Origin of the sequence: Streptomyces sp. NPDC007095 (assembly GCF_040634475.1) — a bacterium.
GTDB lineage: Bacteria > Actinomycetota > Actinomycetes > Streptomycetales > Streptomycetaceae > Streptomyces.
In genome coordinates, this window is record NZ_JBEYFS010000039.1 from 18561 (window position 1) to 45383 (window position 26823).

Annotated in this window: 28 protein-coding genes and 2 pseudogenes; 12 read left to right on the plus strand and 18 right to left on the minus strand. The window is 70.7% G+C overall.

The genetic code is table 11. The features are described from left to right. On the minus strand, nucleotides 1-1002 hold the full coding sequence (locus ABZ656_RS15790; RefSeq protein ID WP_360268340.1) for an LLM class flavin-dependent oxidoreductase: 1002 nt from the start codon (nucleotides 1000-1002) through the stop codon (nucleotides 1-3). A 116-nt stretch (nucleotides 1003-1118) separates the two neighbouring features. Here ABZ656_RS15790 and ABZ656_RS15795 point away from each other — a divergent pair, with 116 nt between their 5' ends. Together ABZ656_RS15795 and lnt are read left to right on the plus strand one after the other, a co-directional pair. After that, nucleotides 1119-1604 (plus strand): nuclear transport factor 2 family protein, encoded by a 486-nt coding sequence (locus tag ABZ656_RS15795; RefSeq protein ID WP_360268343.1) that lies wholly within the window; start codon nucleotides 1119-1121, stop codon nucleotides 1602-1604. 128 nt (nucleotides 1605-1732) lie between these two features. Further along, on the plus strand, nucleotides 1733-3343 hold the full coding sequence (lnt, locus tag ABZ656_RS15800) for an apolipoprotein N-acyltransferase (protein WP_360268346.1): 1611 nt from the start codon (nucleotides 1733-1735) through the stop codon (nucleotides 3341-3343). Here lnt and ABZ656_RS15805 read toward each other — a convergent pair. Together ABZ656_RS15805 and ABZ656_RS15810 are read right to left on the minus strand one after the other, a co-directional pair. After that, nucleotides 3261-4172 carry a Gfo/Idh/MocA family oxidoreductase gene (locus ABZ656_RS15805; RefSeq protein ID WP_101407942.1) on the minus strand — a complete coding sequence of 304 codons (912 nt, stop codon included), beginning with the start codon at nucleotides 4170-4172 and terminating at the stop codon, nucleotides 3261-3263. The genes lnt and ABZ656_RS15805 overlap by 83 nt on opposite strands. Nucleotides 4173-4183: 11 nt before the next feature. Next, nucleotides 4184-4297, minus strand: a pseudogene (locus ABZ656_RS15810) (monooxygenase); the annotation flags it as partial. 55 nt (nucleotides 4298-4352) lie between these two features. Here ABZ656_RS15810 and ABZ656_RS15815 point away from each other — a divergent pair. Beyond that, nucleotides 4353-4865 carry a DinB family protein gene (locus tag ABZ656_RS15815; protein ID WP_101407943.1) on the plus strand — a complete coding sequence of 171 codons (513 nt, stop codon included), beginning with the start codon at nucleotides 4353-4355 and terminating at the stop codon, nucleotides 4863-4865. Between the two features lie 131 nt (nucleotides 4866-4996). Beyond that, nucleotides 4997-5452, plus strand: coding sequence for a hypothetical protein (locus ABZ656_RS15820; protein WP_360268350.1), 456 nt, complete (start codon nucleotides 4997-4999; stop codon nucleotides 5450-5452). Nucleotides 5453-5473: 21 nt separating this feature from the next. On the opposite strand, the gene ABZ656_RS15825 is transcribed toward ABZ656_RS15820, so the two are convergent. The 7 genes from ABZ656_RS15825 to ABZ656_RS15855 all read right to left on the minus strand — a co-directional run bounded on the left by ABZ656_RS15825 (nucleotide 5474) and on the right by ABZ656_RS15855 (nucleotide 11701). Continuing rightward, the gene (locus tag ABZ656_RS15825) at nucleotides 5474-6055 is read right to left on the minus strand and encodes a tetratricopeptide repeat protein (protein WP_101407945.1); all 582 of its coding nucleotides are present in this window, start codon (nucleotides 6053-6055) and stop codon (nucleotides 5474-5476) included. A gap of 152 nt (nucleotides 6056-6207) precedes the next feature. Next, nucleotides 6208-6891, minus strand: coding sequence for a uracil-DNA glycosylase (locus ABZ656_RS15830; RefSeq protein WP_101407946.1), 684 nt, complete (start codon nucleotides 6889-6891; stop codon nucleotides 6208-6210). A 161-nt stretch (nucleotides 6892-7052) separates the two neighbouring features. Then, the gene (locus ABZ656_RS15835) at nucleotides 7053-8639 is read right to left on the minus strand and encodes an ABC transporter substrate-binding protein (RefSeq protein ID WP_360268355.1); all 1587 of its coding nucleotides are present in this window, start codon (nucleotides 8637-8639) and stop codon (nucleotides 7053-7055) included. 203 nt (nucleotides 8640-8842) lie between these two features. Further along, on the minus strand, nucleotides 8843-9604 hold the full coding sequence (locus tag ABZ656_RS15840; protein WP_101407947.1) for an SDR family oxidoreductase: 762 nt from the start codon (nucleotides 9602-9604) through the stop codon (nucleotides 8843-8845). A gap of 16 nt (nucleotides 9605-9620) precedes the next feature. Next, the gene (gene fabG / locus ABZ656_RS15845; RefSeq protein WP_054229082.1) at nucleotides 9621-10382 is read right to left on the minus strand and encodes a 3-oxoacyl-ACP reductase FabG; all 762 of its coding nucleotides are present in this window, start codon (nucleotides 10380-10382) and stop codon (nucleotides 9621-9623) included. A gap of 174 nt (nucleotides 10383-10556) precedes the next feature. Then, the gene (locus ABZ656_RS15850; protein ID WP_360268359.1) at nucleotides 10557-10940 is read right to left on the minus strand and encodes a DUF3037 domain-containing protein; all 384 of its coding nucleotides are present in this window, start codon (nucleotides 10938-10940) and stop codon (nucleotides 10557-10559) included. Continuing rightward, nucleotides 10937-11701 carry a HipA family kinase gene (locus ABZ656_RS15855; protein ID WP_360268362.1) on the minus strand — a complete coding sequence of 255 codons (765 nt, stop codon included), beginning with the start codon at nucleotides 11699-11701 and terminating at the stop codon, nucleotides 10937-10939. The genes ABZ656_RS15850 and ABZ656_RS15855 overlap by 4 nt, the downstream gene beginning before the upstream one ends. A 197-nt stretch (nucleotides 11702-11898) precedes the next feature. On the opposite strand from ABZ656_RS15855, the gene ABZ656_RS15860 reads away from it, so the two are divergent. After that, complete coding sequence (locus ABZ656_RS15860; protein WP_101407950.1) at nucleotides 11899-12396, plus strand: Rieske (2Fe-2S) protein; 498 nt, start codon at nucleotides 11899-11901, stop codon at nucleotides 12394-12396. Nucleotides 12397-12417: 21 nt separating this feature from the next. Here the strand turns inward: ABZ656_RS15860 and ABZ656_RS15865 are convergent. Next, nucleotides 12418-13053: pseudogene (locus ABZ656_RS15865) on the minus strand (cysteine hydrolase); the annotation flags it as partial. A 153-nt stretch (nucleotides 13054-13206) separates the two neighbouring features. Between ABZ656_RS15865 and ABZ656_RS15870 the strand changes: the two are divergent. Then, nucleotides 13207-13674 (plus strand): pyridoxamine 5'-phosphate oxidase family protein, encoded by a 468-nt coding sequence (locus tag ABZ656_RS15870; protein ID WP_101407952.1) that lies wholly within the window; start codon nucleotides 13207-13209, stop codon nucleotides 13672-13674. A gap of 585 nt (nucleotides 13675-14259) precedes the next feature. On the opposite strand, the gene ABZ656_RS15875 is transcribed toward ABZ656_RS15870, so the two are convergent. Further along, the gene (locus ABZ656_RS15875; protein WP_101407953.1) at nucleotides 14260-15162 is read right to left on the minus strand and encodes a LysR family transcriptional regulator; all 903 of its coding nucleotides are present in this window, start codon (nucleotides 15160-15162) and stop codon (nucleotides 14260-14262) included. Nucleotides 15163-15236: 74 nt separating this feature from the next. Between ABZ656_RS15875 and ABZ656_RS15880 the strand changes: the two genes are divergently transcribed. Next, nucleotides 15237-16172, plus strand: coding sequence for a DMT family transporter (locus tag ABZ656_RS15880; protein ID WP_360268367.1), 936 nt, complete (start codon nucleotides 15237-15239; stop codon nucleotides 16170-16172). Between the two features lie 27 nt (nucleotides 16173-16199). Here ABZ656_RS15880 and ABZ656_RS15885 read toward each other — a convergent pair whose 3' ends face one another. After that, nucleotides 16200-17531 (minus strand): aminotransferase class I/II-fold pyridoxal phosphate-dependent enzyme, encoded by a 1332-nt coding sequence (locus ABZ656_RS15885; protein WP_360268370.1) that lies wholly within the window; start codon nucleotides 17529-17531, stop codon nucleotides 16200-16202. Between the two features lie 35 nt (nucleotides 17532-17566). Between ABZ656_RS15885 and ABZ656_RS15890 the strand changes: the two genes are divergently transcribed. Then, nucleotides 17567-18256 (plus strand): pyridoxamine 5'-phosphate oxidase family protein, encoded by a 690-nt coding sequence (locus tag ABZ656_RS15890; RefSeq protein ID WP_360268373.1) that lies wholly within the window; start codon nucleotides 17567-17569, stop codon nucleotides 18254-18256. A gap of 82 nt (nucleotides 18257-18338) precedes the next feature. Here ABZ656_RS15890 and ABZ656_RS15895 read toward each other — a convergent pair whose 3' ends face one another. From ABZ656_RS15895 to ABZ656_RS15905, 3 genes are all read right to left on the minus strand, one after another. Then, nucleotides 18339-19319 carry an EamA family transporter gene (locus ABZ656_RS15895; protein ID WP_360268376.1) on the minus strand — a complete coding sequence of 327 codons (981 nt, stop codon included), beginning with the start codon at nucleotides 19317-19319 and terminating at the stop codon, nucleotides 18339-18341. 229 nt (nucleotides 19320-19548) lie between these two features. Next, complete coding sequence (locus ABZ656_RS15900) at nucleotides 19549-20559, minus strand: EamA family transporter (RefSeq protein WP_101407958.1); 1011 nt, start codon at nucleotides 20557-20559, stop codon at nucleotides 19549-19551. A 46-nt stretch (nucleotides 20560-20605) separates the two neighbouring features. Beyond that, nucleotides 20606-21244: a Clp protease N-terminal domain-containing protein gene (locus tag ABZ656_RS15905; RefSeq protein WP_360268380.1), complete on the minus strand. Its 639-nt coding sequence runs from the start codon at nucleotides 21242-21244 to the stop codon at nucleotides 20606-20608. 218 nt (nucleotides 21245-21462) lie between these two features. On the opposite strand from ABZ656_RS15905, the gene ABZ656_RS15910 reads away from it, so the two are divergent. Both ABZ656_RS15910 and ABZ656_RS15915 read left to right on the plus strand, forming a co-directional pair. Beyond that, the gene (locus ABZ656_RS15910) at nucleotides 21463-21645 is read left to right on the plus strand and encodes a hypothetical protein (protein ID WP_101407960.1); all 183 of its coding nucleotides are present in this window, start codon (nucleotides 21463-21465) and stop codon (nucleotides 21643-21645) included. Between the two features lie 95 nt (nucleotides 21646-21740). Further along, nucleotides 21741-22169 (plus strand): SRPBCC family protein, encoded by a 429-nt coding sequence (locus ABZ656_RS15915; RefSeq protein WP_101407961.1) that lies wholly within the window; start codon nucleotides 21741-21743, stop codon nucleotides 22167-22169. Between the two features lie 100 nt (nucleotides 22170-22269). Here ABZ656_RS15915 and ABZ656_RS15920 read toward each other — a convergent pair whose 3' ends face one another. Beyond that, nucleotides 22270-22923, minus strand: a complete 654-nt coding sequence (locus tag ABZ656_RS15920) for a PadR family transcriptional regulator (RefSeq protein ID WP_101408494.1) — start codon at nucleotides 22921-22923, stop codon at nucleotides 22270-22272. Between the two features lie 175 nt (nucleotides 22924-23098). Here ABZ656_RS15920 and ABZ656_RS15925 point away from each other — a divergent pair, with 175 nt between their 5' ends. Further along, nucleotides 23099-23917, plus strand: coding sequence for a PhzF family phenazine biosynthesis protein (locus ABZ656_RS15925; protein WP_101406381.1), 819 nt, complete (start codon nucleotides 23099-23101; stop codon nucleotides 23915-23917). A 111-nt stretch (nucleotides 23918-24028) separates the two neighbouring features. Here ABZ656_RS15925 and ABZ656_RS15930 read toward each other — a convergent pair whose 3' ends face one another. Continuing rightward, nucleotides 24029-24829 (minus strand): type II CAAX endopeptidase family protein, encoded by an 801-nt coding sequence (locus ABZ656_RS15930; protein WP_101406380.1) that lies wholly within the window; start codon nucleotides 24827-24829, stop codon nucleotides 24029-24031. Nucleotides 24830-25028: 199 nt separating this feature from the next. On the opposite strand from ABZ656_RS15930, the gene ABZ656_RS15935 reads away from it, so the two are divergent. Then, nucleotides 25029-26798, plus strand: coding sequence for a substrate-binding and VWA domain-containing protein (locus ABZ656_RS15935; protein WP_360268386.1), 1770 nt, complete (start codon nucleotides 25029-25031; stop codon nucleotides 26796-26798). The last annotated feature ends 25 nt before the right edge of the window (nucleotides 26799-26823 follow it).

Sequence of the window (26823 nt, forward strand, 5' to 3'; positions counted from 1 at the left end):
TCATGAACGTCGTCCGTCGGCACGAGGTTCCTCCATGACGTGCTGCTTGACGAGTTCGTACGACCTCAATCGGTCGGCCAACGCGTAGAGGGGCGTCACGAGCATGAGTTCGTCCGCACCCGTCAGGTCCACCAGGTCCGTCAGGTGTTTCGCAACGGTCTCGGGTGAGCCGTGTGCCTGTTGGGCACGGAAGCTCGTCAGCGCCCGCACCTCTTCCGCGGTGAACGAGTGGGTCGCTGCCTCTCCGGGCGTGGGGAAGGGGATGTCGCCCCGCCCCTTGAGGAGTCCGGCCTTGACGACATCCATCGGGCCGGCCAGCCGGGCCGCCTCCTCATCCGTCTCGGCGCACACCGTTTCCACGCAGATCAGCACGCGCGGGCGCGCGCACCAGCGGGAGGGGGAGAAACGTTCGCGGTAGTGGCTGAGCGCGGCCAGCGTGTTGTCGGGACGAATGTGATGGGCGAAGGCGACCGGCAGCCCGAGTTCCGCGGCGAGCGTGGCGCCGGCCGTGCTCGAGGACAGCAGCCACGGCTCCGGGAGCGGGCTGAGTGCGACTTCGTCCACCAGGAAACGCAGAGTCGACGACACGTCGTCGCGGTACTCGTCGTCCGTTGCCGGACCGGACCCGCGGCGCAGGGCCCGCGCCGTGGAATCGTCGAAGGTACCCGGGCCGCGGCCGATGCCCAGGTCGATCCGGCCCGCGTGCAGTGCGGACAGCGTGCCGAATTGCTCCGCCAGCATGATCGGGGCGTGGTTCGGAGCGAGAACGCCCCCGGAGCCGAGACGGATGGACGACGTCAACGCGGCCGCGTGGGCGGTCAGAACGACGGGCGGGAACGCTCCGATGGCCGGAGAATGGTGATGCTCGGCGTACCAGAGTCGCAGGTAACCGAGGTCTTCAAGACGCAGGGCGAACTCTGTGGTGTCTCGTAACGTGTCTGCGGCTCGGGCGCCCGCTTGGACCATGGCCACTTCGAGCGCGCTGAGCGGTACGGTGATCATCCGATCAGTATAGAAATCGCCCAACCGCACCAACTCCCTTTGTTTACGGGGCGGAGTTATGCACCTGTTGGCGCACGCCCCTTGGCTGCGCACCCGCCGTAGCCAACACTGAGCCGATGACGCAGCGTGTAGAGCTCGCGACCGTGATGGACCGATTCGCCGTGGACGGACTCGTCACCGAGTACGCGGTGGCCGTCGACGACGGCGACTGGGAGGCGTACCGGAGGCTGTTCGCACCGGACGGACACGCCGACTACCGCTCGGCCGGAGGTATCGAGGGCGGCGCCGACGAGGTCGCGGGATGGCTCGCGCAGAGCATGGAGCTCTTCCCCATGCGCCAGCATCTGATCGTGAACCGGCGGCTGCGGTTCGGGGCGCTGGACCAGGAAACGGGCGACACGGCCCGGGTCCAGGCGGACTACATCAATCCGATGCGGTTCGCGGGCCACGACGGTGGGTCCACCGCGCCCGACTTCGTGTGCGGCGGCCGGTACGCCTTCGGACTGGTGCGTACGGACCTCGGCTGGCGCCTGCGCGAGGTCGTCGTCCAGGAGAAATGGCGCCGCGCTCCGCAGCCGAGCCGCGAACCCGCCGCCACCTGACCGGACGCCACCGACCGCAAGCCGCCCGAGTAGCGCCCCCTGACCGCAAAGCCCTGCCGGGACGCCCTCTGTCGGAGATCGTCGCCGACGCGCACACTGGAGGCATCCCCCGGGGAGGGAGGCCCTGTATGAAGAGGCCCGAGCGTTGGCCCGAGCGTTGGCTGAGCAGTGGGCCCGATCATTGGCTCGCTTCCCCGTGGCGGCGCGCGATCGTCGCCGCACTGGCCGGCGCGCTGCCGATGCTCGCCTTCCCCGCCCCTTCGTGGTGGTGGTTCGCGTACGTCGCCCTGGTGCCGTGGATCCTGCTGGCCCGCTCGGCCCCGACGGGCAGGCGGGCCGCGTACGACGGCTGGTTCGGCGGGCTGGGCTTCATGCTGGCCGTGCACCACTGGCTGCTGCCGAGTCTCAATGTGTTCACGGTCGTCATAGCGGCACTGCTCGGCGCGCTGTGGGCGCCCTGGGGCTGGCTCGTCCGGCGGTTCCTCGGCGGGGTGCCCTCGGCGGGGCGGGTCGGGGCCGCGCTCCTGGTCCTGCCGTCGGGGTGGCTGATGGTCGAACTCGTCCGGTCCTGGCAGGGCCTCGGCGGGCCCTGGGGACTGCTCGGGTCGAGCCAGTGGCAGGTAGGGCCCGCGCTGCGGCTCGCGTCGGTCGGCGGGGTGTGGCTGCTCAGCTTCCTGGTGGTCGCCGTCAACGTGGCGGTCGCCGTACTGGTCGCGGTGCGTGAGTCCCGTATGCCCGCCGTCGCCGGACTGGCCGCGACGGCCGCCGTGACCTCGGCGACCTGGGTGTGGTCGCCGCGCCCGGACGTGACGGGCCAGGTCCGGATCGCCGTCGTGCAGCCCGGGGTGATCGGCGGCGCGAACAGCGCCGAGGCGCGTTTCTCACGCGAGGAGGCCCTCACCCGCACCCTCGCCGGACAGGACCCCGACCTCGTCGTCTGGGGCGAGAGCAGCGTCGGCTTCGACCTCGCGGACCGCCCCGACCTGGCGAGCCGGCTCGCCGCGCTTTCCCGCCTGACCGGCGCCGACATCATGGCGAACGTCGACGCGCACCGCTCCGACCGGCCCGGGATCTACAAGAGTTCCGTCCTGGTGGGACCGCAGGGCCCGACCGGCGACCGCTACGACAAGATGCGGCTCGTCCCCTTCGGCGAGTACATACCTGCCCGTTCCCTCCTCGGCTGGGCAACCTCGGTCGGGAAAGCGGCGGGCGAGGACCGCAGGAAGGGCACCGAGCAGGTCGTGATGAACGTCGGGCACGGACTGCGTGTCGGCCCGCTGATCTGCTTCGAGACGGCCTTCCCCGACATGAGCCGCCATCTCGCCCAGGACGGCGCCGAGGTTCTCCTCGCGCAGTCCTCCACCTCGACCTTCCAGCACAGCTGGGCCCCCGAGCAACACGCCTCGCTCGCCGCGCTGAGGGCCGCCGAGACCGGCCGCCCGATGGTGCACGCGACGCTGACCGGGGTCTCCGCCGTGTACGGCCCGAGCGGCGAGCGGATCGGCTCCTGGCTCGGCACGGACGCGAGCGCGGCGGTGGTGTACGACGTACCGCTCGCGCGCGGCGTCACCCCGTACGTCCGGTTCGGCGACTGGCCGGTGCACGCGGCGCTGCTGATCATGGCGGCACTGTGCGCGACGGAGGGCTTCCGGGCGTTCAGGCCTCGGCGGACCGCTCCTGAACCGCTCGTACCACCCGCTCGCACAGTTCATGAGTCGCCAGCGCGTCACGGGCACTGAGCACCTTGCCCGCGCGCACCGCGTCGAGGAAGGCGAGTACGCCCTGCTCGATGCCGCGCTGCCGGGCCACCGGCACCCAGTCCCCGCGTCGCCGCACCGACGGCTGCCCCTTGTGGTCGATCACCTCCGCGAGGTTGACCACCTGACGCTTGGTGTCCTGCCCCGAGACCTCGAGGATCTCCTCCGCCGAACCGCTCAGCCGGTTCATCACGCCGAGCGCCGTGAAGCCGTCCCCGGCGAGTTGCAGTACGACATGGTGGACCAGGCCGCCCTCGACCCGGGCCCGCACGGTCACGTCGTCGACCGGCCCGGGCACCAGGAACCGCAGCGTGTCCACGACGTGGATGAAGTCGTCGAGGACCATCGTGCGCACGTCCTCGGGCAGCCCTATCCGGTTCTTCTGCATCAGGATCAGCTCGCGGGGGTGATCGGCACACTGCGAGTACCCGGGAGCGTGACGCCGGTTGAAACCGACGGCGAGGCTGACGTTCCGCTCCTCCGCGAGGCGCACCAGACGCTCGGAGTCGGCGAGTTCGTAGGCGAGCGGCTTGTCGACGAAGGTCGGCACGCCCGCCTCCAGGAGCCGCGTCACGATCTCGGGGTGTGCGACGGTCGCCGTGTGCACGAAGGCCGCGTCGAGGTTCTGCGCCAGCAGGTCCGACAGGTCGGTGTGCCGCTGCTCCGGCGGCAGGTGGAGGCTGTCGCCGACCCGGGCCAGGGTCGCGGGCGTCCGCGTCTGCAGATGCAGCTCGACCCCCGGCTGGACGCCGAGCACCGGCAGGTACGCCTTCTGCGCGATGTCGCCGAGTCCGATGCAGCCGACCTTCACCAGGGTCTCCTTCAGTTGCCGACGCGGGCCTCGCCGGAAGCATACGGCCGCTGCGGCGGCCGCCTGTCGGCGATGCCGTCGAAGCTTCGCGGGAACAGCGCGGGAGCGGCCTTGGGGACCAGGGCGGCGTTCGTAGGAAAAGCCCTGGTGGACGGCCGTGCGCTCGACGAAAATGCGGGCATGACGAAGCAGCGCACCGAACCCGCCACCCACGCCGACGAACGGTCCATGCTGGAGGGCTGGCTCGACTACCACCGCGAGACCCTCGAGATGAAGTGCGCGGGTCTCGACGACGCCCAGCTCAAGACCGCCTCGGTCGAGCCCTCCGAGTTGTCCCTGCTCGGTCTGGTGCGGCACATGTCGGAGGTGGAGCGGGGCTGGTTCCGCAAGGTCCTGGTGGGCGACGATCCGGGGCCGATCTACTACAGCGAGGAGGACCGGGACGGCGAGTTCCATCTCACCGAGGCGGACACCTGGGACGAGGCGTACGCCACCTGGCAGGCCGAGATCGGGATCGCCCGGCGCAACGCGGCTCGTTTCGCGCTGGACGATGTCTGCGAGGGCGAGAGCAAGTTCACCAAGGACCCCATCAACGTGCGGTGGATCTACACCCACATGATCGAGGAGTACGCGCGTCACAACGGTCACGCGGATCTCATCCGGGAGCGGATCGACGGCGCCACGGGTGAGTGAGACAGCGTGACTCGGCTTCGGGTCACCTCGCGGACAGCGGCGCCCTCCGGAGGAGCGGAAGCATCACCCGTGTGGGGCAACCTCCGCTCGTCCGCTCCCCAAAGCGAGCCGAACGCAGCAGAGTTGAGCGGGTGCAACGAACGACGACCGCCGCAACGCTCCTGGTCACCGTGGCCACCGCCGCGCTCTCCGGCTGTGTGACCGTCCAGCGACCGCCCGCTTCCTCCCTGCCGACCGCGCCGTCCCGGCCGTCGCCGCCGCGTCCTGACGGCAAGGCCGGGCCGCAGATCGTGCAGGCGCCGGCGCGCGAGGCGCTGGAACTCGTCGGGCCGTCCCGGAAGCCGTCACCGAGCGCTCCGGCGCCGCACCGTACGCCCGTCCCGGCGCCCGCCGCCCCGCAGGCCCCTTCGCACCACCCGGGTCCCGAGCAACACCCGCACCCACGACCCCACCGGCCCGCACCCCGCACCGACGTCGCACCCGAACAGCCGACCAGCACGGATGTGTGTGCCCTCGGCCGGAAGTACGGGGGCTGGAAGGCGGACAGTCCGGAGGCGGTCATCTGCAAGGGCACGTACGGGCATTGACACGACCGGCGCCCGCAGGATCTAGGGGCGCTGTCTCGGCGGCCCCAAGGTCTCTCCCCCGGACCCGCCGAAGGGCCCGGGCCCCTCGACGGTGCCCGGGCCTTCCCCCGGCCCTCCGCGCGACGAGCCCTCCCCGTCGAGTCTCAGCTCCAGACGGCCGATCGCCGCGCGTACGCCGTCCCCGTAACGGTCGTTCCCGAGGGCTCCGACCGCCCCGCGTGCCCGGCGCAGATGGCTGCGGGCGGCTTCGGAGCGGCCGAGTTTCACATAGTCGGCCGCCAGGTTCAGATGCAGCGACGGATAGAACGCACGTGCCTCGAGCGACCGGTGGCGCTCGGCGACGTCGCCGTCGGTGAGTTCCTCGGCCGCCGACAACGCCCTCAGGTCCCAGGCCAGTTCGTCCGCGGGATCGTCCTGCGTGTCCGCCAGGTAGTGCGCCAGGGTGCAGCGGTGCAGGGGGTCGCCGTCCTCGCCGATCTCCCCCCACAGGTCCAGGAAACGCCCCCGAGCCTCCTCACGGTCGCCACCGTGGTGCAGCATGACGACCTGTCCGATCCGGGTCATCATGGCGTCCGGCGCCGCCTGCTCCTGTTGCTCCGCCACCGCGTCCTCCAGGCTCGTCGCTGTCCCTTCCGACGCTAACCGGACACACTGACAATCACGCTCAGGCGCCCCCGGACACCACTGAGCCGCCCCGATGACGGCCGGACGGAGACTCCCACCCGGCCCGGGCCGCTTCCGGTCTCGGTCCCGGATCAGCCGAGGTTCGGAATCCGCCAGTCGATCGGCTCGTGGCCCTGCCCGGCGACCGCCTCGTTGATCTGCGTGAAGGGGCGCGAACCGAAGAACTTCTTCGCGGAGAGCGGCGACGGGTGCGCACCCTTCACGACGATGTGCCGCTTCTCGTCGATGAGCGGGAGCTTCTTCTGCGCGTAGTTCCCCCACAGGACGAAGACGGCCGGGTCGGGCCGGTCGGCCACGGCACGGATCACCGCGTCCGTGAACTTCTCCCAGCCCTTGCCCTTGTGCGAGTTGGCCTCACCGGAGCGCACGGTCAGCACCGCGTTCAGCAGCAGGACGCCCTGCTCGGCCCACGGCATCAGATAGCCGTTGTCCGGGATCGGGGTGCCCAGCTCCTCCTTCATCTCCTTGTAGATGTTGCGCAGCGAGGGCGGGGTCTTCACCCCCGGGCGGACCGAGAAGCACAGGCCGTGGCCCTGGCCCTCGCCGTGGTACGGGTCCTGGCCGAGGATCAGCACCTTCACCCGCTCGTACGCAGTCGCCTCCAGCGCCGCGAAGACCTCCTCGCGCGGAGGGTAGACGGGACCGTTGGCGCGCTCCTCCTCGACGAACTCGGTGAGCTCCTTGAAGTAGGGCTGCTGCAGTTCGTCACCCAGTACGCCGCGCCAGGACTCGGGCAGCATGGCGGTGTCGGTCACGTCAAGTTCCTCCGATGTGCGGTCACTTCCAGGTCTCAGAACCTACAGGCGACCACTGACAATCGGCCCCGCACCCCGTGGGACCAGGCTACCCGCCGGGTCCTGCACGTGACCTACCAGCTGGTCCTGCACGTGACCTACCAGCTGGTCCTGCACGTGACCTACCAGCTGGTCTTGCGGTGCAGCTCCCACATCATCATGATCGTCGAGGGGTCCAGGGCCTGCTCCCCGCCCGCGATCTCCTCGCTCGCCGCCACGAACTGCTTGCCCTGCCACAGCGGCAGCAGCCGTGCGTCGTCGACGAGGATCTGCTGGGCCGCCTCAAACTCCTTGACCACAGCTCCACGGTCGCTCTCGCGGCGCGAGGCGGGCAGCAGGGTGTCGGTGATCCGGGGCGCCGGATAGGGCGTACCGAGCGCGTTCTGCCGGCCCACGAAGGGCGCGATGAAGTTCTCGGCGTCCGGGAAGTCCGGGAACCAGCCGCGCCCGAACACCGGGTACTCGCCCTTGCGGTAGCCCTCCTCATACGTCTTCCAGGGGCGCCCGTTGAGCGACACGCGGAACAGACCGGAGTCCTCGAGCTGCCTCTTGATCTCCTGGAACTCCGGGGCGGTCTCGGAGCCGTAGCGATCCGTGGTGTACCAGAGGGTGAGGGGGACGCGCTCGGTGATGCCCGCCTGCGAGAGGATCTGCCGTGCCTTGGACGAACTGGGGTCCCCGTAGTCGTCGAAAAAGCCCGTGGTGTGACCGGTCAGGCCCGCGGGGACCATGGAGTACAGCGGGTCGACCGTGTCCTTGTAGACCTTGTGCGCGATCGCCGCACGGTCGATGACCTGGGCGACCGCCTTGCGCACCGCGAGCTTCTTGGCCCACGGATCCTTCGGGTTGAACACGAGGTAGCTGATCTCCATGCCCGCGCCCTCGACGAGCTGAAGGCCCTCGTCCGCTCCCTTGGTCCGGAGCGAGACGATGTCCTTGGAGGCCAGGCCGCGGAACGTGACGTCGATCTTCTTGTCCTTGAGGGCGTCGACCATCTGCCCCGAGTCCTGGAAGTAGCGGATCGTGACCGCGTCGTTCTTGAGCTCGGCGAATCCCTTGTAGTGGTCGTTCCTGACGAGTTCGGCCTGCTTGCCCTCCTCGTAGGAGCGCAGGCTGTACGGCCCCGACCCGAAGACCTTGCCGTCCTTGCGCAGCGAGTGCGCGGGGTAGTCGTCGGGGTCGACGATCGACATGGCCGGGGTGGCGAGGACGAACGGGAAGGTCGCGTCCGATTTGTTCAGGTGGAAGATGAGTTCGCGCTCGTTCAGTACCTGGATCCGGTCGAGGCTGCCGAGGAGGCCGGCGGGACCGCCGGGCAGGTTGATCTTCTTGATCCGGTCGATCGAGTACTTGACGGCGTGGGCGTCCAGCGGATCGCCGTCGGAGAACTTCATGTCGGCGCGCAGCTCGCAGCGGTACACGAGGTTCGAGGTGTCCGCGAACCCACAGCTCTGAGCGGCGTCGGGCTCGGGCGTGGTCGCCCCGGAGGGGTAGCTCAGCAGTGTCTGGTAGATGTTGCGGAACAGCTCCCAGGAGCCGTCCCAGGAGGCGGCCGGATCCAGCGTGCTCGGGGCACTGGTGGTGCCCACGACGATCGGTCCCTTGTCGTCGGACGACGCCGAGGTGAGGACGCCGCACCCGGCCACCAGGGTGATGGACGTGACCGCCGCCAGTTGCCGCAGACATGGGTTCCGGTTGAACACGCGCATGCTCCTCGATCTGCCGTACCAAGGGTCGGCAGACCATACCGCAGCGCCACACCGGTGAACCCGTGTTCCCGGCAGGGCACTTGATCAGCGCGTTTGTGACTACGTTGTCATTTGGCTGTACGTCTTCATACGTCGACGCGGGCGCCGATTTCGTCCATCAGCGCCCGCGTCGATGCTCCGTTCGTCCCGTCTCGGGGCTCCGGTCAGCCCACTCCGGCGTTCAGGAAGATGCCGCCGTCGACGACGAGGGTCTGACCGGTGATCCAGTCCGACTGCGTCGAGGTGAGGAAGGCGGCGGCGCCCCCGATGTCGGAGGGCATACCGAGCCGGCCGAGCGGGTAAGACGCGGCCGCTTCCGCCTCCCGGCCCTCGTACAGGGCCTGCGCGAACTTGGTCTTCACGACGGCGGGCGCGATCGCGTTGACCCGCACCTTGGGCGCGAACTCGTGCGCCAGCTGCACGGTCAGGTTGATCATGGCGGCCTTGCTCATGCCGTACGCACCGATGAAGGGCGAGGGGGCGATGCCGGCGACGGACGCGATGTTGACGATCGCGCCGCCGTTCTCGCTCTGCCAGGCCTTCCAGGTCAGCTGGGCGAAGCCGAGCGCCGAGACGACGTTGGTCTCGAAGACCTTGCGTGCCACGTCCAGGTCCAGGTCGGCCATCGGGCCGAACACGGGGTTCGTACCGGCGTTGTTGACCAGGTAGTCGACGCGGCCGAAGGCCTCCATGGTGCGCTCGACGACCGTGGCCTGGTGGGCCAGGTCGTGCGCCTTGCCGGCGACGCCGATGACGCGGTCGGCACCGAGTGCCTCGACGGCCTCCTTCAGGGCGTCCTCGTTGCGGCCCGTGATGCACACACGGTCACCGCGCGCGACGAAGGCCTCCGCGATGCCGTAGCCGATGCCGCGGCTCGCGCCCGTGATGAGCGCGACCTTGCCGGAGAGTTCGGGGAGTGTGGTCATGTCGTGCCCTCCGGCGTCAGTTGAGCGGTCCGCCGGCCACGTACAGGACCTGGCCGGAGACGAATCCGGCGGCCTCGCCGGTGAAGAAGGCGATCGCGTTGGCGATGTCGTCGGGGTTGCCGACGCGCTGCACGGGGATCTGGGTGGCGGCCGCGGCCTGGAAGTCCTCGAAGCCCATGCCGACGCGCTCGGCGGTGGCCGCCGTCATGTCGGTGGCGATGAAGCCGGGCGCGACGGCGTTGGCGGTGACGCCGAACTTGCCGAGCTCGATGGCGAGGGTCTTGGTGAGGCCCTGGAGCCCGGCCTTGGCGGCCGAGTAGTTGGCCTGGCCGCGGTTGCCGAGCGCCGAGGACGACGACAGGTTGACGATCCGGCCGAACTTGGCGTCCACCATGTACTTCTGGCAGGCCTTGGCCATCAGGAAGGCGCCGCGCAGGTGCACGTTCATGACCGTGTCCCAGTCGGACGCGGCCATCTTGAACAGCAGGTTGTCACGGAGCACGCCCGCGTTGTTCACCAGGACGGTCGGCGCACCGAGCTCCTCGGCGATCCGCGCGACCGCGGCCTCGACCTGGGCCTCGTCGGAGACGTCGCAGCCGACCGCGAGGGCCTTGCCACCGGCGGCGGTGATCTTCTCGACGGTGTCCTTGCACGCGGCCTCGTCGAGGTCGATCACCGCGACGGCGCGGCCCTCTGCGGCCAGTCGTACGGCGGTCGCGGCGCCGATGCCGCGCGCGGCACCGGTGACTACGGCGACGCGCTGCTCAGTGGTGGACATTGCTGGTTCTCCTCGCCTTTGAAAAGCCCTGCGGCTTGAAATGCCCTGCGGTGGAATGTCCTGCGGCTCACACGGTACGCCCGTCCAGTGAGCGACCGCTTAGTACCTTCGGTGGACGTGACGCTAGAAGCCCTGGCACCCGGTGTCAACGGCACACCACGCGGGTGTGATCCATTACCTGACCAGCAACTGGAGCAACCGCTCCGTCTCCGCCGCCGGATCGGCGGTGAGTCCGGTGTGCACGGGCCCCGGCTGCACGACCGTCGAACGGGGCGCGATCAGCCAGCGAAAACGCCGCCCGGCATCGTCACCAGCGGCCTGACCTGCCGATTTGCCGCCCGCGCAGACCCCCTCGACCGCCCCCAGCGCGGCCCGTACGCCGGCCACGTCGGCCTCCGGGTCCAGGGCCAGCAGCTTGTTCTCGTCCAGATGGGTGCGCACCCCGACGAAGGACTTGGCGCGGCAGTACACCAGTACGCCCGCGTTGAAGCACTCGCCGCGCTCGATCCGCGGCACCACGCGCAGCAGCGCGTACTCGAAGACGTCCCGCTCGCTCACTTGTCTCCCTCGAAGCCCTTGATACGCCCCTCGATCACACCGGCGCGCGCCAGCAGCGGCTGCGCGTAGGCGCGCCGGAGGGCCTCCGGCGAGTCGAAGCCGGGTTCGTCGGCCAGCCATGCGTCGGGGATCTCCGCGGTCACCTCGGCCAGCAGGTCCTCGGTCACCAGCGGCGCCAGCTCGGCCGCGGCGGAGGCGATGTCCGGGCCGAAGGGCGCGAGCGCGTGGTCGGAGGCGTCGTAGGGCTTTGCGGCGGAGGCCGCCGCGCCCGGCCAGTGGTGGTGCCAGATCATGGTGGCGCCGTGGTCGATCAGCCACAGGTCGCCGTGCCACATCAGAAGATTGGGGTTGCGCCAGGAGCGGTCGACGTTGTTGACCAGCGCGTCGAACCAGACGATACGCCCGGCCTCCTCGGGGCTCACCTCGAAGGCGAGGGAGTCGAAGCCGATCGCGCCGGGCAGGAAGTCCATCCCGAGGTTCGGCCCGCCACTCGACTTGAGCAGCTCCTGCACTTCCTGGTCCGGCTCCCCGAGCCCCAGGACCGGGTCGAGGCCGAGTGTCACCAGCCCGGGCACACGCAGGCCGAGCCGGCGGGCGAGTCCACCGCAGACGACCTCCGCGACGAGCGTCTTGCGCCCCTGCCCCGCGCCGGTGAACTTCATGACGTACGTCCCGAGATCGTCGGCCTCGACGAGCCCCGGCAGCGAGCCGCCCTCACGCAGCGGCGTGATGTAGCGGGTCACGATGACTTCCTTGAGCATCGCCCCAGGCTACTGGGGTGGTCACGGCCACCGGAGGCGACCCGTGGGCGCCCACGGCGGCGATGTCCCAAGCAGGTCGGCGCGGCTGTCTAACCGCTGTCGATTCGGTCAAGAAGTCCTCAGCTCCTGAACAGGGCAGACGGGCGGACCGTACCTCTGTACGGATCACCATCACGTCCGTTGAAGGGAATGTCAGCATGACCAGCGAATCGCTTCACCCCGTTCCGGCCCCGGCCCGCCGCACCGTCGTGGCGGCGGTCGGCACCGCGGGACTCGCCGTCGCGCTGACCGCGTGCGGGTCGGACAACAAGTCCTCCGACTCCACCAGCTCCAACTCCGGCGCCGGTGCGAGCGCGAGCAGCGGGGGTACGGGCGGGGGCGACAACGCCGCGGCGGGGAACGCGGGCGGCACGGTCCTCGCGAAGACCACCGACATCCCGGAGGGCGGCGGCAAGGTCTTCGAGTCCCAGGGCGTCGTCGTCACCCAGCCGACCGCGGGCACCTACAAGGCCTTCTCCTCCAAGTGCACCCACCAGGGCTGTGCGGTGAAGGGCATCGCCGACAACGTGATCACCTGCCCGTGCCACAACAGCCAGTTCTCCGCGACCGACGGCAGCGTGAAGAAGGGGCCCGCGACGCAGCCGCTGGCCGCCGCCAGCATCACCGTGGACGGGGACTCGATCAAGCTCGCGTGACGCGGCCGGGGGCGCGCCGCAGCGGCGCGGCCGCTCGAAGCAGGCCAGCACGTCGTCGGTCGCCGTGATCGTGGCGACCAGGGCGAGCGTGTTGCGGATCATCGCGGGGGTGTAGTCGGAGGCCACCCCCGCGATGGCGTCCGCGGGCACCACGGCGGTGTAGCCGCGGTTCACGGCGTCGAACACGGCGTTGGGGACGGCCACGTTGGCGGAGACTCCGGTCACGACGAGGGTGCGACAGCCCAGGTTGCGCAGCAGCGCGTCGACGTCGGTGCCCGCGAGCGGGGACAGGCCGTGGAGGCGGCGTACGACGAAGTCCTCCTCGGCGACCTCGATCGGCGGCGCGACGCGGACCGCGGTGGTTCCCGACAGCTGTTGCACGGGCAGCCGTTCCGCCGCGCGGAACAGGCGGGCGTTGCGGTTGGCGCCCCGCCCGTCGGGCCGTCGTTCGGCGATCGCGTGGATCACCTGGACGCCGCCGCGGTGGGCGCCGGCCACCAGCCGGGCTACGTTCGCGAGCACCCCCGACGACCGGGCCTCCTTGGCGAGTTCGGGCAGTGCGCTGTCCGGGCCGACGACGCCCTGCTGGCACTCCACGGTGAGCAGAACGGTGCCGTCCGGGTCGAGGAGTGTGCTGAGCTGTTCATGCGACGGCATGACTCCCCTTGTCGTCGAGGGTCGGGCGGGCGAGCGTAACGAGCATTGCGCACGGACGGAAGACGGCCCATGCTTTTCTGACGCACTGTCAGAAGATCTCTGTCGACGCAGACGATCGACGCATCAGGTCGACATGAAAGAAGAGGTGACCGCATGACCGTCACTCAGCGCAGGGGTCGGAAGATCATGATGACCCCCGGCGAGCTGGACGAGTTCCTCACCACCCAGCGCACCTGCCGCGTCGCCACGGTGTCGAAGGACGGCACCCCGCACGTGAGCGCGCTCTGGTTCGTCTGGGACGGCACCTCGCTGTGGCTGTACTCCGTGGTACGCAGCAAGCGCTGGACGGAGCTGAGCCGCGACCCGCGGGTCGCGGTGGTGATCGACACCGGCGAGGAGTATGGGGAGCTGCGCGGCGTCGAGCTGTCCGGCACGGTGGAGTTCGTGGGCGAGGTCCCCCGCACCGGGGAGCTGTGCGCCGAACTCGACGTCCCCGAGACCTTGTTCGCCCGCAAGAACTTCGGCCTGGAGGAAATGCCGCACGACGGCCGCCACGCGTGGGCCCGGCTGACGCCGACAGCCATCGCCTCCTGGGACTTCCGCAAGCTGCCGCCGCTCTAGGCCCGGTCGTCACATTCCCGTCTGTCCCGCGACGCCATGCACGCGCCCCCAAGTTCCCGGCTTCGCTCGAACAGGGAGGGACCCCCTTCGCCGCACCGGGCACAGACCCGAGTACATCCAGTACGAGGGCCTGTGCCCGGCACGCCGAGAGCACGCAGAGCACGCACCTGACGCCGCAGGACCCGCCCTCCGGGCGGACGACGGGAATGTGACGACAGGACCTAGAACTCGGGCGAGCCCGGCCGCCGCCAGGGCACCTCACGAGCCGACGGCGCCACGGCCCCTCAGCCAGGCGGGCGCACTGCGGACCTTCTGCGAGTCGGGCGCACTGCGGACCTTCTGCGGGGCGACGGCTCTACGGAGGCAACCGCCAGCCTGCCCAGAACCTCGCGAGGCCACGCCACCGAAGAACCTCGCGAGGAGGCAGCGCCACAGGCCTTCCACGGGGCAAGCCCCGGCCACCGCGAGGCGTCCGCGATATCCCCCACCGCACGACGTCCGCCGGCCGCTCCGGACACCGGCATCACGGGCCGGTCCCCGCTGTCGGACTTGCCCGAGCCACTCCGTCACCGCCCATGTGGTCGCTCAGCCAATGCTCTCCCCCGCCGCCCGCAGCGCCGCCACCGCCGCTCTGATCGACGGGCGGCGGTCGGCGTCCGCGCGCCAGATCACGTAGACATGCCGCCGGACGGCCTGCCGCAGCGGCACCGCGACAACCCCCTCCGGCATCGGATGGCGCCCGAGCAGCGGCGCGATGCAGACGCCGAGCCCCGCGGCGACCAGCCCGAGCTGGGTGTGCGTTTCGGCAGCGCGGTGGCCGATGTGCGGCTCGACGCCCTTGGACCGCAGGGTGAACATCAGCCACTCGTGGCAGAACTCACCCTCGCCCCAGGTGATCCACTCGTCGTGGGCGAAGTCGCCGAGGTCGACCTCCGCGCGGCCCGCGAGCCGGTGGCCTACCGGCATCGCCACGTCGGCCGGGTCGTCGAGGATCGGGGCCTTGACCAGGCCGTCGGGCAGCGGCATCGGCTTGTTGTACCAGTCGAGCACCACGGCCAGATCGAGGTCGCCCCTGATCACTCCGGCGACCCCGGCCTCGGGCTCCAGCTCACTGGAGCGCACCCGCAGCCCGGGGTGCTCGGCGCGCAGCGCGGCGAGCGCGGTGGGGAACAGCCCGCGCGCGGCGGTCGGAAAGGCGGAGAGCCGCAGCTCACCGACGACCTGACCGCGCTGGGCCTCCAGGTCGGACTGGGCGAGCTCGACCTGCGACAGGATGCGCGCGGCATGCTCGGCGAGCAGCCGCCCGGCATCCGTCAGACGCACCCCGCGCCCGTTCTTGGCGAGCAGTTGCTGCCCCACCTCGCGCTCCAGCTTGGACATCTGCTGGGAGACGGCCGACGTCGTGACGTGCAGCCCCTCGGCCGCGCCGCTCACCGAGCCGTGCCGGGCGAGGGCGTCGAGGGTGCGCAGACGCTCCAGATTCAACATGTAAGCAATACTACGAGATACTGCTCGAAAAATCTCGCTTGTGCTACGAGATCGTCTGCCTCATCGTTACGTCCATGAGCGCCGTGACCACTCCCCGAACCGACACCCCGACCGCCACGACCGCACGCCGTCGCACCGCCCTCGACTGGCGGGTCCGCTTCGGCGCCCTCTCGCTGATCTGGGGTTTCAGCTTCCTGCTCATCAAGGTCGGCACGGAGGGCTACGCGCCGTTCCAAGTCACCTTCGGACGGCTGCTGTTCGGGACGGCGGTGCTCGCGGCGGCGATGGCGGTGAAGCGGGAGCGGCTGCCGCACGGGGCCCGCACCTGGGGTCATATCGCGGTCGCGGCCTTCCTCCTCAACGCGCTGCCGTTCTCGCTCTTCGCCTACTCCGAGCTGACGATCCCGTCCACGCTCGCGGGTATCTGCAACGCGACCTCACCCCTGTGGGGCATGGCCCTGTCCCTGGTCGCCCTCTCCGAGGACCGTCCGACCCGGCGCAGGGTCGCCGGTCTCGGCATCGGCTTTCTCGGTGTCCTGACGGTCCTCGGCATCTGGCAAGGCTTCCACGGTCTGGACGCCACGGGCACGGCGATGGCCCTGCTGGCCTCTCTGAGCTACCCGATCGGCTGGATCTACGTCCGCCGCACCCTGGCCGGCACCGGCCACTCGCATCTGTCGATGACCGGCGCCCAACTGCTGCTCGCCACCGCCCAACTGGCCCTCGTCACGCCTCTGTTCACCGCACTGCCGAGCCACTTCCCGGTCGTTCCGCTGCTCGCGATCGCCGCCCTGGGGGCCCTCGGCACGGGCCTGGCCATGCTCGTCCAGTACGGCATCGTCGCCGAGGTCGGCCCGACGACGGCCCAGATGGTCACGTACTTCATCCCGGTGATCGCCACCGCCGCGGGCGTCGCGATCCTCGGCGAGTCGCTGAGCTGGTCGACGCCGGTCGGCGCGGTGATCGTCCTCGCCGGCGCGGCACTCACCCAGGGCGGGCCACGCCGCTGACCGCGCCCTCAGGGCGTACGGACCGACTCACACGTACCCGCGTACGGGCGCCGGTCCGACGGCGGAGGCGACGGCGTCCGCCAGCGGCTCGATGTCGTCCGGCGTCAGAGCCGAGACGGTGATCCGTATCCCGGGCGGCGCGCTCATCCGGAAGCGCGCCCCGGGCGCGACCGCCCAGCCGGCGTGCAGCAACCGCGCGACCGCCCCCGTCTCGTCCGGGACGGGGATCCACACGTTCATCCCGCTGCGCCCGTACGCCTCGATGCCACGCCGCTTCAGGGCGTCGATCAGCGCGTCCCGGCGCCGCCCGTACGCCGCCGCCACGGCCGTCACGTCCACCGCGCCGTTCGCCCACAGGTGCACGACCGCCCGTTGCAGCAGATGGCTCACCCAGCCGGGCCCCAGCCGCTGTCGCCCGTGCACCCGGTCCATGGTGACGGGGTCCCCGGTGAGGACGGCGAGCCGCAGGTCGGGGCCGTAGGCCTTGGCGACGGAGCGTACGAAGGCCCAGTTGCGGGTCACCCCGGCCAGGGGGTGCAGCGGCAGGTCGACGATCCGGTGCCCGTGGTCGTCCTCGACGAGCAGGACGTCCGGGTGCCCCTTCAGCACGGAACGCAGGGCACGCGCGCGTGGGGCGCCGACCGCTGCGCCGGTCGGGTTCTGCGCCCGGTCCGTGACGATCAGCGCGCGGGCACCGGCCTCCAGGGCATGGCGTACGTCGTCGGGGACCGGGCCCTCGTCGTCGACGCGCACCGGGACCGTGCGCAGCCCGAGCGCCGGGGCGAGGTCGAACACGCTGCCCCAGCCGGGATCCTCGACGGCGACGGCGTCCCCCGGCTTGAGATGGGCCGCCAGCACACGCTCGATGGCGTCGAGCGATCCGGAGGTGACGACGACGGGCCCCTCGGGCACGCCGTCCGCGTCGAGGTCGGCGCGCGCGAGCCGCTCCAGCTCCGCCTCGACGGCGGCCTCCCCGTACATCACGGGATCCCGGTCCGACCGTCCCGCCGCCGCCGCGAACGCCTCGGCGAGGGCGGGCAGCAGTGCCGGGTCGGGGTTGCCATCGGCCACGTTCCGCACGCCCTCCGGCACCTCGACGCGGATGTAGTCGCGTCCCGTCGTGGCGGGCTTCGAGCGGATCCGGCTGCCCCGCCGCCCCGCGGTCTCGATCACCCCGCGTTCACGCAGGGTGCGATAGGCGGCGGCGACGGTATTGGGGTTCACTCCGAGCCGATCCGCCAACTCCCGCATCGGCGGAAGCAGTTGCCCCGGCTCGAGGTCCCCGCTGCCCACCGCACGCTCGACGCTCGCGGAAATGTCTGCTGCGCGACGTCCTTCGATCCGATACTCTCCTAGCACAAAGAAGATTATGCACTAGTGCAATGGAGAGCGCAATGTCGGAGACGAGCACTCAACCCGGGACGACGCGGCCCGCCGCCTACACCCCGACCGACCGCACCGTCCCCACCCGTTCCAAGGAGCGCGCCGCCTACGACCACGAGCTGGTCCACGCGATACTCGACGAGGGGTACGTCTGCCACCTCGGCTTCGTCCGGGACGGCGCCCCGGTCGTGCTCCCCACCCTCTACGGGCGGGTCGGCGAGCGCCTCTACGTACACGGCTCGACGGGTTCACGCCCGCTGCGGATGACCGGTCAGGCCGACCCCGGACTGCCCGTCTGCCTGACCGTGACCCATGTCGACGGTCTGGTGTTGGCCCGCTCCGCCTTCCACCACTCGATGAACTACCGCTCCGTAGTGGTGCACGGCATCGCCCACCAGGTGACGGACCCGGACGAGAAGCGGGAGGCCCTGGACGCGCTGGTCGACCAGGTCGTCCCCGGCCGTTCGTACGACTCGCGCCCTGCCAACGCCAAGGAGCTCGCCGCCACCGCCGTGATCCGCCTCGACCTGAACGAGGTCTCCGCGAAGCTGCGCACCGGCGGCCCGAACGACGACGCGGAGGACGTCGCCCTCCCCCACTGGACCGGGGTCGTCCCCCTCATCAAGGGACACGGCACCCCGATCCCCGCCGACGACCTGGCCCCCGGCATCGAGCTCCCCGACTACCTCGCGACCCTGTGACGCCGAGGCGACCGAGGCGACCGAGGCACCGTGCGGGATCCCCCCGGTGCCTCGACCTCATGCCTCATACCTGCCTCATGCCTCAGACAAGCGCCCGTTCCCCCTCGGGCACCCTCCGGGTGTCACCCCGAATGCCCCGCGTCTCGGCCACCGCGAGCCCCGCGACCGAACCCAGCATCAACAAGGTGCCCACGAGCGTCGTCATGGTCAGTCGTTCGCCGAGCAGACCGACGGCCAGCACGGCCGCGCTCACCGGCTCCAAGAGCATGATCACGGAGACGGTCGCGGACCGGACCACGGCGGCGCCCGCGAAGAACAGTGCGTAGGCCAGCGCCGTGGGGACGGCGGCGATGTAGACCAGCAGGGCCAGCACGTGGGCCGGTTGGGCGGCGTGCGGGACCAGCCCCTCGGCCAGGCCCAGCGGCAGCAGGCAGCCGGTGGTGACGGCGAACGTCCACACCGTCGTACCGGAGCCGTCGACGCGGCCGTCGCGTCCCCACCACCGGGTGAGCAGCGTCATCGTGGAGTATCCGGCCGCGGACACGACCGCGAGCACCACACCCCAGGGACGCACCGTGGCACCCCCGGCGCCCAGCGCGAGCACCCCGAGCCCGCCGAGTGCCCCGGCGACTGCGGCGCTCCCCCCGCGCCCGAGCCGCTCCCCCAGGGTCATTCGCGCGCCGAGGGCGATGAGCACGGGCCCGGCGCCCAGGGTGACGACGGTCGCCACCGCGAGTCCGGTGGCCTCGACGGCGGCGAAGTAGGCGGTCTGGAAGACGGCGAGCCCAAGGCCCGTGACACCGATCCGCAGGGCCTTGCGGCCGAGCGGCTCCCCGGCGGCCGGCGCGACCCGTCGGCGCCACCGCCGATGCCGCGGCAGACGCACGGCGAGCAGCAGCACGAGTCCGCCCGCGCAGCGCCAGAAGGAGAGGGCGATCGGCCCCATGTCACTGGCCCGGTAGACCAGTGACGCGGCCGCGCCCGCGGTGCCCCAGGCGGCGCCGGCGACGATCAGATAGAGGAGGCCTCGCCCGAGGGGCAGGCCGGAAGCAGCATGCGACACGTGTTTCTCTCCGCGGATACGCGCGGCCGCGCACAAGGCAGCCGCGCCGAAGTTCGGGAAGGACCACGTCGCAGCCCGTGCCCAGCGGGCAGGGGCGTACGGGAAGGTCCTCGGACTTCTTCTGCGGGCAGCGCCGTGCCACCCGGCATCGGGCCGGGTGGGAACTCCGGAGGGCCCGCCTCAGGCGGCCGGAGGCGGCAGAACGAGTGTCGAAGGCATGGTCAGCACCTTAGACGGCGGTCCCGTGGACCGACAACTCCCTCTCGGCGTCGCTCCCGCCGCTCGCGACCGGCCCGTCCGAGGGCTTCGCGGGCGCCGACGACTGTGCGATGAACGCGCCGACCAGCACCACCGCACCGCCGAGGATCTGCGGCGCCGAGAGATGCTCACCGAGCAGGACCCAGGCGAGCACGGTCGCGATGACCGCCTCCAGGCAGGCCACGACGCCCGCGACCTGCGGGGAGAGCCTGCGCACGGAGAGCACTCCGGTGACGTAGGCGACGACGGTCGCGATCAGCACGATCCAGCCGAGCAGCAGGGAGGCGGCGACGGACGTGCCGTTCATGTCCGCGCTGCCCCCGAGCACCGACCAGTCCATGGTCCAGGGACGTGCGACGACCGTCAGCACGAGGGTGCCGACGAGCAGGCCGTACGCGATGACGCCGAGCGGGTCCGGTGCCTCCTCGCCCGCGTCGCTGCCCTGGTCGGACAGGACGAAGTAGCCGACCTGGCAGCAGGCGGCGCCCAGCGCGAGCAGCAGCCCGACGGCGTCGAAGCTCAGCCCGGACCACACCTGGACGACACAGGCGAGCCCGCCGACCGCGAGAACGACCCCGAGCGCCGCGGCGCGTGTCACGGGCCGGCGCTGCACGAACCGCACCCAGCCGAGCACGAGCGCCGGCGCGAGGTACTCGACGAGCAGTGCGACACCGACGGGGATACGGGAGATCGCGGCGAAGTAACAGGCCTGGACGCCCGCCACGGCGAGCAGTCCGAACCCGACGAGCAGCGCGGGGCGCCGCCGTACGAGAGCGCGATGGCGCACGGCCAGGGGCAGCATCACCAGGGCGGCGCCAGCGACCCGCAGCCACACCACGTGGAGCGGGCCGAGCCCCGCCTCGATCAGCGGCTTCGCCGCGACACCCGATCCGCCGAAGGCGACCGCCGACGCGAGCGCGAGGCCCAGCCCGACGCCCTTCCCACGGTTGTCCTGACTGCCCTGAGAGGTATGCACCGCCACATGATGACAGGCGACGACATGAGCGTCACTCCCAATGACACCTGTCTCAACGATTGGACCGGCAGCCCTGGCCGCCACCGCCGACGTATGTCTCGAATGTCTCGAAGTCGGGGCGGAACTCGCACGCGAACTCGTCCTCGGTGTCGAAGGCGTTCTCGATACGCAGAAGCAGCGTCCGGACGTCCACACCGGCCCGTCGCAGGACCTCGACGGCCCGCGACTGCGGATCGGTGACGATCGCGGCGAGCAGATCGAGACAGCGGGCCCGCTCGTCACCCCGCAGTTCGGCACGCTCGCACGCGCTGTCCATGGCGCCGGCCGCCACCGGCGACCAGCCCGCCTCGGCCACGACCGGTGACCAGCCCGCGTCGGCGACGACCGGAACCGCCCCCGAGTCCTCGACGCCGCTCTGCCAGCGCAGTCCGTAGCCGATGCTGCGCTGCACGAGATAGCCGAGCAGCCGGGCGACCTGCGGGGCGCCGTCGAAGACGGTGCGCACCTGGGGGTCGGCCTCCAGCAGTGAGTGCAGCAGATGGGCGGTGTCGATCTGCCGGTCGCCGTCCCGCAGCGCCCGCCTGCGCGCCCCGGAGACCACCGACGCCAGCTCGGCGGCGAGCCTGGCATCGAGTTCCGTGCGGTGGGAGCCGCTCTCGGCGGCCGGTTGCTGGGGGATACGCGGTGACACAACCCCTACCCCATCAGTCCCGGCGACCCGGGTCATCCTCGGTGGGCAGCATCTTCACGTCCCACACAGGGTGGGCTTCCGCGGGTACGTTCTCCTCCTTACGGATGACTTCGCACCGTTTCCGCCTCAGGGCGCGCGCCGCCTTGCCTCACGCCGTGTGCGCAACCGAGCCGCTTCGGCTCTCGTCCCTCAGTGGCACGGAGAGCAGGTGCCGGCTGGTGACCCTCCCCGCGGTCGACGGCAGGCAGTACGTGTACCGCGTGTACGCCCCCGAGGACGCGCCGCTCGCCGACCTGTTCCGGGAAGCGTGGCACTGCGACGACGAGGTGCCCTTCCCGCGCGCATGGGACCTGTTCGACGCGGCGGTGATACGTCGGGTGGACCGACTTCACAATTCCTGACGGTTCATCAGTATTGAATGTTCCGAGGGCTGCGGCTACGTTCCGCGACACCGTAGCTGCGCCGGGCGCAGCGCCTGACACGAAGGGGTGGTCGCATGGCCGAAGTCAGCGCGGAAGCACGCATCGAGGCGCCTGCCGAGAAGGTCTGGGCGCAGCTCACGGACTTCTCCTCGTACGGCGAGTGGAACTCGACCCACACCAACTTCCCCAAGGGCGGCCCCGCCTCACTCGAGGTCGGCGGCACCTTCCAGGAGAACATGAAGCTCATGGGCTTCCCGGCCGAGGTCGAGTGGACCATCGAGGAGCTGGAGCCCGTCCGCATCCTGGCCATCCGCGGCAAGGGTCCGATGGCGGTGACCGTCGCCACCCGCTACACCCTGACCCCCGACGGCGACGCCACCTCGGTGCGGATCGACGGGGAGTTCACCGGCGCGGCCGTCTCGCTGATGGCGGGCAAACTCAAGGACTCGGCGACGGCCGCCCTCAACGAATCGCTGCGCAAGCTGGCCGGACTGGTGACCTGAGTCCCGCACCTGCTCCGAGACCGCACCCAGCCCCCGTACATCGACAGGCGCCCCGCGGAAACACTTCCACGGGGCGCCGTCAGGTACTACAGCATGCCCGTCAGTCCTCGTCGGCGAGGATCAGGTACAGCTTCTTGCGGGCTTCGTTGATGACCGCCAGCGCCTTGTCGCGCTGGTCCTTGCTGCCGGTCTTCCAGACCTGGCCGAAGGCCTCCATGAGACCGAAGCCGGCCTGCCGGATCTCGTGCAGCGTCTCCCAGTCGACCCCGCGCCCGGCCTCTTCCCACGGCGCCTCGGGACCCGCCTCGGCCGCTGCGCTGCCTTCGTCGGTGAGCGAGAAGAGCTTCTTGCCACCCTCGGCCGCGCTGGTGATGAGACCCTCGTCCTCCAGCAGCTGGAGGGTCGGGTAGACCGAACCCGGGCTGGGCTTCCATGCCCCGCCGCTGCGCTCGGCGATCTCCTGGATCATCTCGTAGCCGTGCATGGGCCGGTCCTTGAGAAGGGCCAGGATCGACGCGCGTACGTCACCGCGCCGCGCCCTGCCGCCCGGACCGCCCCGGCCGCCGCGCCGGCCACCCCAGGGGCCCGGCCCGAAGCCGAACCCGGGGCCGCCGGGGCCACCGCCCGGACCACCCGGCCCGAAGGGCCCGAAAGCCCCACGCCGCCCTTCGAAGCGGCCACGGTCACGCGGACCGGGCCCACCGTGTCGGCCATGTCCACGTTCGAATCCAAATTCCTGTCCTTGGGGACGCATCGCCATCACTCCATTCAATCGTTGATCGGTCGCGATGCGTCAACGATATATCGGAATAGCTCGCCTGACAAGACCCTGGGATCCGGGCAGGTCAGGGGCCCGGACAGACACAACCGGTCCAGATCCCCGGAATTGGCCTTGTCCCGTGGCCCGCTCGGGCCGCTAGCGTCGGGGCATGCGGATTCGAATCGTCGACGCCTTCACCGACCGTCCCTTCACGGGCAACCCGGCCGGGGTCCTCCTCCTCCTCGACCACGAAACCTTCCCCGACGACAGCCGGCTCCAGAGCGTCGCCCTGGAGGTCAACCACGCGGAGACGGCGTTCGCGCACCGCCTCCCCGAGGGCGGCGACGCCGACTGGGCGCTGCGCTGGTTCACCCCCGTCGCCGAGGTCGCGATGTGCGGGCACGCGACCCTCGCCACCGCACACGTCCTGCGCACCACGGGCGCCCACACGGGACCGGTGCGGTTCGCCACGCTCAGCGGCGTGCTCATCGCCACGCCCCACGAAGACGGTTCCCTGACGCTGGACTTCCCCACCGCTCCGCTCACCCCGGTCGAGGTCCCGGACGGCGTCGCCGAGGCCCTGGGCGCCGAGCCGCTCACGACCTTCGACACCGGCCCGAACACCGGCGACCTGCTGATCGAGGTCGCCGACGAGAAGACGGTCCGGGGACTCACCCCGGACCACAGGGGCCTCGCCCGCTACTCCGAGCGCGGCATCATCGCGACCGCCCGCGCCGAAGACCCCGCCCAGGGCTACGACTTCGTCTCGCGCTGCTTCTTCCCGAACGTCGGCATCGACGAGGACCCGGTCACCGGCAGCGCCCACACCGCCCTCGCGCCCTACTGGTCCGAGCGCCTCGGCCGCCCCGGCCTCACCGGCCTGCAGGCCTCCCCGCGCTCCGGCCTCGTCCGCACCGAGCTGCGCGGCGACCGTACGCTCCTCACGGGCCACGCGGTCACGGTCATAGAGGGCGAGCTGCTCGCGTAGCGACGCACTAAAGAGACGCACGAAGGCGCACGAAGACGCACGAAAAAGCCGTACAAAAAAGGGGCGTACGAGACTGTCGTACGCCCCTTTCGGACCCGCTCACCCCGCTGCTCAGGCGGTCGGCAGCCAGCCCACCTTCCCCGCCAGCAGCGCGTAGCCCACGAACGCCCCGATGTCGAGCAGCGAGTGCGCCACCACGAGCGGTCCGACCCTGCCCCACCGCCGGTACAGGTAGACGAAGACCACGCCCATCGCCATGTTCCCGATGAAGCCGCCGATGCCCTGATAGAGGTGGTACGAACCGCGCAGCACCGCGCTCGCCACCAGCGCGGCCCCCGGCGTCCAGCCCAACTGCCCGAGCCGGCGCAGCAGGTACCCGACGACGATGACCTCCTCCACTACGGCGTTCTGCACGGCCGACAGGATCAGTACCGGGTACTTCCACCACACGCCGGGCAGCGCTTCCGGCACCACGGTCAGGTTGGCACCGAATCCCCGGGCCGCCAGATAGAAGGCGATGCCGGTGCTGCCGATCACCGCCGCGATCGCGGCCCCCCGCCCGAGGTCGGGCCAGGGCCGCGTACGGTCGAATCCGATCACGCGCAGTCCCTTGCCCTCCCGCATCAGGAGGTGCGCGACCAGTGCGACCGGGACCAGGGCCGACGCGATGCCGAACAACTGCCAGGCCAGATCCAGCCAGGGTCGACCCGGCGCGGCCGAGGCGTTGAGGGTGGCCGCCTGGTCCTTGAGACCCCCCGGTTTGGTGACCGACCCGACAAAGCTGATCAGCGCGGACACTCCGCTCGCCCCGAGCGACAGGCCCAGGACGAGCAGTGTCTCGTCCCGGAAAATCCGTCGCGTCAGACGCTCCTCGGGAAAGGAATCGGCCACCGACCCCGCCTCCACCTGCACTCCCGCCTCCAGTTGAGTAATCCCGCCTCATCCCCATCTTCGCCCCGCTAGGGTCTCGAAAGAAGTTGCGAAGATCGTGTGCGACAGGCCGTCGGGGGGACGGACGCCGTACGGGCGTACCTCCCCCTCGCCTTCTGCCTCACGGCTGTTTCTACGGCTTTCTCGCGACTCCGGCTCATTCAGGGAGGGCACCACCGTCATGGGACGTCACAGCTTGCCCGATGCGTACGGGGCGGGCGCGGCCGACCCCCGTCCCCGCGCACGCCGCCGTACGGTGGCCATCGCGACGGTGCTGGTTCTCACGGTCGCCGCGGGCACGGCGGTCGCGGTCCGTGGTGGTCTGCTCTCCTTCGGCTCGTCCTGCCGGGACAACGCCATACCCCTCAAGATCACCGCGTCCCCGGACATGGCGCCCGCCCTCAGGGCCGTCGCCGAACACGCGCGCGACCACAACATCACTTCCGACGGCCACTGCATCGCCGTCACCGTGACGGCCCGCGAGTCGTACAAAGTCGCCGACGCGCTGAGGTCGGGCAACAAGTCCGACGTCCAGGCGTGGGTGCCGGACTCCGCCCTGTGGGTGAGCCGGGTCACCGGTGAGAGCAACGCGACGCGGGTGACCGCGGCGGGCACCGTCGCCTCCTCTCCGGTCGGCGTCGCGATGGTCCCGTCGGCCGCGAAGTCGCTGGGGTGGCCCGAGAAGACGTACACCTGGACCGAGTTGGCGGGCGCCTCGATGCAGGACGACCGACTGAGGCTCGGTGCGGCCGACCCGGTGCACAGCGCGGCCGGCCTGCTCGCGCTGACCCAGCTCGGCACCGCCGCGGCCACCATCAAGGGAGGTGACGCCCAGGCGGCGGCCATGGTGAAGACACTCTCCCAGCGCACGTCCGACAGCGACAGCCAGGTCCTGGACACCCTCCCGCACGACTCGTCCGGCACCGAGCAGGGCAACCCGAACCGCAACCAGGCGCTGATCCTCTCCGAGCAGTCGGCGTTCGCGTACAACTCCTCGGCCGGCAGAGGCGCCGGACTCGACCTCTTTTACCCCAAGGACGGATCACCGCGGCTCGACTACCCCTTCACCCTGGTCGACGAGTCACGGCTGAACACCGACACGAGCCGTGCCGCCCTTCGGTTCATGACGCTGCTCGGCGAGCCGGACGGGCGGCGGATCCTGGAGCGGTACGGGTTCCGCACGGACGACGAGAAGGTCTCGCCCGCGCTGGTCACCAAGGCCGGCGGCAGCGCCCCGCAGCCGTTCGCTCGCGCCCCGCTCGACCCCGCACCGGCGAAGGCGGTCGACGAGGCACTCGGCACGTGGACGATCACGGTGCAGAGCGCCCGGATCACCACGGTCGTCGACGCCTCCGCGTCCATGGCGCAGCCGGTGCCGGGCACCGGCCAGTCCCGTATGGACGTCACCAGGGCCTCCCTGCTGCAGGCCCTCGCGACCTTCACCTCGGAGGACGAGATCGGGCTGTGGAAGTTCTCCACCCGCCTGGACGGCGACCGCGACTACCGGGTGCTGGTGCCCACGGAACGCCTGGGCGACCGGAAGGGCAACGGCACCCAGCGGGACAGGCTGTCGGCGGCGTTCAGCTCCCTGACTCCCGTCCCGAACGGCGCGACGGGCCTGTACGACACCACGCTCGCCGCGTACAAGGCGGCCACCTCCTCCTATGTCAAGGGGAAGTTCAACGCGCTGGTGCTGCTGACCGACGGCGTCAACCAGGACCCGGGAAGCATCTCGCGCTCCGCCCTCGTCACCCAACTGCAGAAGCTCACCGACCCGCGGCGCCCGGTGCCGCTCATCGCGATCGCCGTGGGCCCGGACGCCGACAAGGCGGAGGTCCAGGAGATCGCCAAGGCGACCGGCGGCTCCGGCCAGCAGGTCAACGACCCCACGCAGATCCACTCGGTGATCCTCAAGGCGATCGTGGCAGCGGGCAGCCAGAGCCAAGGCTGACACCCCCGAAGGAACCACCACCACA